Here is a 4,118-nt window from a genome sequence, read left to right on the forward strand (position 1 = left end):
CGGCGGGGTCGACCTCGTCGGCACGACGCGTGCCGTGCTGACGAACCTGCGGGGCGACTCCGAGACGCAGGGTGGCTCCTCCATCAGCCAGCAGTATGTCAAGAACGTGCTGATCCAGCGCTGCGAGGCAGATGCCAAGACCGACGAGGACAAGCTCGCGTGCTTCACGGAGGCGACGCAGTCCCGCGGCACGGAGGGCATCCAGCGCAAGCTGCAGGAGATGCGCTACGCGATCCAGCTGGAGAAGCAGTACTCGAAGAACGAGATCCTCCTCGGTTACCTGAACATCGCCAACTTCGGTGGCACGACCTACGGAATCGAGGCCGCGGCCCAGCGCTACTTCGCGGTATCGGCCAGCCAGCTCACCGTCGCGCAGGCGGCGACGCTCGCGGGCATCGTGCAGAACCCCAATACGTACCGGATCGATCAGCCGGGGAACGAGAGCAACGGTGCCCCGGACGGGCAGGTGGTGACCGAGAGCGACAACCAGCTGGCTGCCCTCAACACCCTGCTGGAGGCCGGGACGATCACGCAGGAGCAGTTCACCGCAGCGGCCGACGGTTACACGGCGACGAAGGGGCGTCAGCTCTATGTGCTGAGCCGCATGCTCGATGAGGGAAAGATCACGCAGGAGCAGTACATGCAGGCGGCACTCGAACCGATCACGCCGAATATCGTGAAGCCCACATTCGGGTGCGAGGCAGCAGGTGGATCAGCCTATTTCTGCCAGTACGTCAAGACGATCATCGAAACGGATGTCGCGTTCGGCAATACCCCCGACGAGCGCAAGGAGGCGCTGAAGCGCGGCGGGCTGAACGTCTACACGACGCTCGATCCGCGCGTGCAGCTTCCCGCCGAGCAGGCCATGCGCGATTGGGCTCCGGGGCGCATCGACGGTATGGACTTCGGCTCCGCGTCGGTGAGCCTCGAGGCCACTTCGGGTCGCATTCTCTCGATGGCACAGAACACCACGTTCACGGAGGACCGCGATCTCGCCGCGACGGACCCCGCCTACTCGTCTCAGGTCTATGCGGCCGACTCGGACCACGGCAGCTCGATCGGCTTCCCCGTCGGGTCGACGTACAAGCTCTTCACGCTCATCGACTGGCTCGAGAAGGGTCACTCCCTGAACGAGACGCTGAACGGCACGAACCGCGTTTTTCCACGCATGAAGGCCGCGTGTTCGGGAGACTGGGTGAACACGACGAGGACGAAGATCGACAACTTCGGCAAGTCCGGGGGATACACGGGAACGGTCATGAGCTTCACGGCCCAGTCCCTGAACAGCGGGTTCTTGGCGATGGCTGAAAAGCTCGACCTCTGTGATATCAACAAGGTCGCGGATCGCATGGGCGTAAAGACCGGCGACGGGCAACTGACGTACAAGAGCAACCCCGATGTCGGGTACGTGGCCAATGTGGCATTCGACGTGCTCGGCTCCAAGAACATCGCCCCCCTGGCCATGGCCGGCGCCTACGCCACGGTCGCGAACAACGGCATCTACTGCACGCCGAAGGCGATCGACCGCGTGACCGACGCCAACGGCCAGGAGATCACTCCGCCGCAGTCGACCTGCAGCCAGGTCATCGCCCCCGAGATCGCCGCAACGGCGGCCTACGCGCTCCAGGGCGTCATGAACGGGAACGGCACGGGCGCGCAATCCAATCCGCGGGATGGCACCCCGATGATCGGCAAGACCGGCACGCACAACACATACCAGACCATGATGATCGAATCGAGCAGCAAGGTGACCACTGCCGTGTGGGTCGGCAACGTCGAGGGAGAGGCGACGCTCTACAAGCGCTTCCACAACGGCGTCGAGCTCGCCCAGCTGCGCCACAGGATCGCGCCGGTCATCCAGCGCGCCGCCAACGCTGTGTACGGCGGCGACGCCTTCGCGAGGCCCGACCAGAACCTCATCCGCCAAGTGCTCACCGACCTGCCGAACGTGGTCGGGATGCCGACCGATCAGGCGAAGCAGACCCTCGAGGCCGCGGGCTTCACCGTGGTCGTCGGCGACGCGATCGACGCGGCGGATGCCGCGGGAATCATCGCCCGTCAGGACCCGGCCGCAGGCAAGGTCGCGGGCGGGGCGACGATCACTATCAACCCGAGCAACGGACAGGGCCGCGCCGTACCCGACGTCACGGGACAGCGACCCGATCAGGCGCTGAGCGCCATCCGCGGCGCCGGGTTCGGCAACGCCGTCCCCGGCACATGCTCGGAGGACGGGGCGGCCGGAGGCGAGGGCGTGGTGACGTCCACGAGTCCCGCGGCCGGTACGGTGACGAACCCGAACACGCAGGTCAGCGTCAACTACTCGCGCAACAAGTGCCCCTAGTGACGCGCGGCACACGCTCCCCCGCCGTCACCGCGGTGGCGGCGCTCGGCGTCATGGGCGCGGCCGCCTCGATCTGGGGAATCGGCATCGAGCGGCAGCTCTTCACCCTGCGACGCTCGACCGTGCCGATCCTCGAGCCGGGCTCCGATCCGATTCGCGTGCTACACCTCTCCGATGCCCACATGGCACCGTGGCAGCGACACAAACAGGCCTGGATCGCCTCCCTCGCCTCGTTGCGCCCCGATCTGATCGTCAACACGGGCGACAACCTCGGGCATGTCGACGGGCTGCGCGGCATCCGCGCCGCCTTCGCGGGCTTCCGCGGGGTCCCCGGTGTCTTCGTGCACGGGTCGAACGATCACACGGCCCCGTCGCCGCGCAATCCGTTTCTCTATTTCATGGGGCCGTCCAAGAAGCACCCCACGGCGGAGCCGCTCGACACCGATGCGCTCGACACGTTCATGACCACGACGCTGGGCTGGCACGACGTGAACAACGCGGCCACCTCCCTCGTCGTGCGCGGTCACCGGATCGACCTCTTCGGCGTCAGCGACGCGCATCGCCACTGGGATCGACTCGACGTGCTTCCCGGGCTCGTCGATGAGCTGCGCCAAGGCGACACCGACACCGACGGCGACGGTCACGCCGATGAGCAGGCCGACCGGCAGCCACTCACCATCGGGGTCACGCACGCCCCCTACCGGAGGGTGCTCGACGCCTTCACCGGGCTCGGGGCCGACGTCATCTTCGCCGGGCACACGCACGGCGGCCAGATCCGCATTCCCGGGTTCGGCGCAATCGTCGCCAATTGCGACCTCCCGCTGAAGCAGGCCCGCGGGCTGAGTTCGTGGACCCACGGCCGCACGATTCCGCTGAACGTCAGTGCGGGACTCGGCCAGTCGATCTACGCACCCGTGCGCTTCTCCTGCCCGCCCGAGGCCTCGCTGCTGACCCTCGTGCCGCGGACATGATGTGCGGCCTGTGGACGACGTGAACGGGACCCGTTCGCCCATCGGGTAGACTCGGAGGGTTGCCACGGGGTGTGGCGCAGCTTGGTAGCGCGCGTCGTTCGGGACGACGAGGCCGCAGGTTCAAATCCTGTCACCCCGACCCAGCAAAGGGGCTCCGCCATCCGCGGGGCCCCTTGTTGCAGAAGGAGTGGAGACGCGTGGGAATCCCCAGACTGGTCGCATTCGACCTCGATGACACCCTTGCCCCGTCGAAGAGCGCGATCGACCCGCGCATCGGCGATCTGCTGATCGACCTCGCCGAGCGCGTAGAGGTCGCCATCATCTCGGGCGGTCAGATCACGCAGTTCCGCACGCAGGTCGTCGACCGGCTGCCGGATGCCGCCACCGAGACCCTCGCCCGGATCCACCTCATGCCCACCTGCGGGACGCAGTACTACCGCTTCGACGGCACGGGCTTCTCCCCCGTCTACGCGCACCACCTGACCGACGACGAGAAGACCCGCGCCCTCGCCGCGGTGGAGTCCGAGGCGCGCCGCCTGGGACTCTGGGAGGAGCAGACCTGGGGCCCGATCCTTGAGGACCGCGGATCGCAGATCACGTTCTCCGCGCTCGGCCAGGCCGCGCCGCTCAAGGCGAAGATCGCCTGGGACCCCACGAGTTCGAAGAAGTCCGCCCTGCGCGACGCGGTCGCCGCCCGCATTCCCGACCTCGAGGTGCGCTCGGGCGGATCCACCTCTGTCGACATCACCCACCGGGGCATCGACAAGGCCTACGGCATGACGCGACTCGCCGAGCAGACCGGCATC

The 4,118-nt window shown here is 67.2% G+C and carries 3 protein-coding genes and 1 tRNA gene; all 4 read left to right on the forward strand.

The features are described from left to right. Positions 1-2,341: transglycosylase domain-containing protein (locus VNT50_RS12370; RefSeq protein ID WP_325485419.1), on the forward strand; the 2,341-nt coding region annotated here is incomplete at its 5' end. 53 nt (positions 2,342-2,394) lie between these two features. Continuing rightward, a complete protein-coding gene (locus VNT50_RS12375; protein WP_325485421.1) occupies positions 2,395-3,312 on the forward strand; it encodes a metallophosphoesterase in 918 nt (305 codons plus the stop codon). 65 nt (positions 3,313-3,377) lie between these two features. Beyond that, positions 3,378-3,451 (forward strand) — tRNA-Pro (locus VNT50_RS12380). Between the two features lie 58 nt (positions 3,452-3,509). After that, positions 3,510-4,118, forward strand: a 609-nt coding sequence (locus VNT50_RS12385) for an HAD family hydrolase (protein WP_325485420.1), incomplete at its 3' end; no start/stop codon positions are given.

This window comes from Microbacterium sp. (assembly GCF_035554235.1).
GTDB lineage: Bacteria > Actinomycetota > Actinomycetes > Actinomycetales > Microbacteriaceae > Microbacterium.

Coding starts and splice junctions, on each gene's coding strand:
- VNT50_RS12375 (WP_325485421.1), top strand. CDS start 2,395: ATGGGCGCGGCCGCCTCGATCTGGGGAATCGGCATCGAGCGGCAGCTC.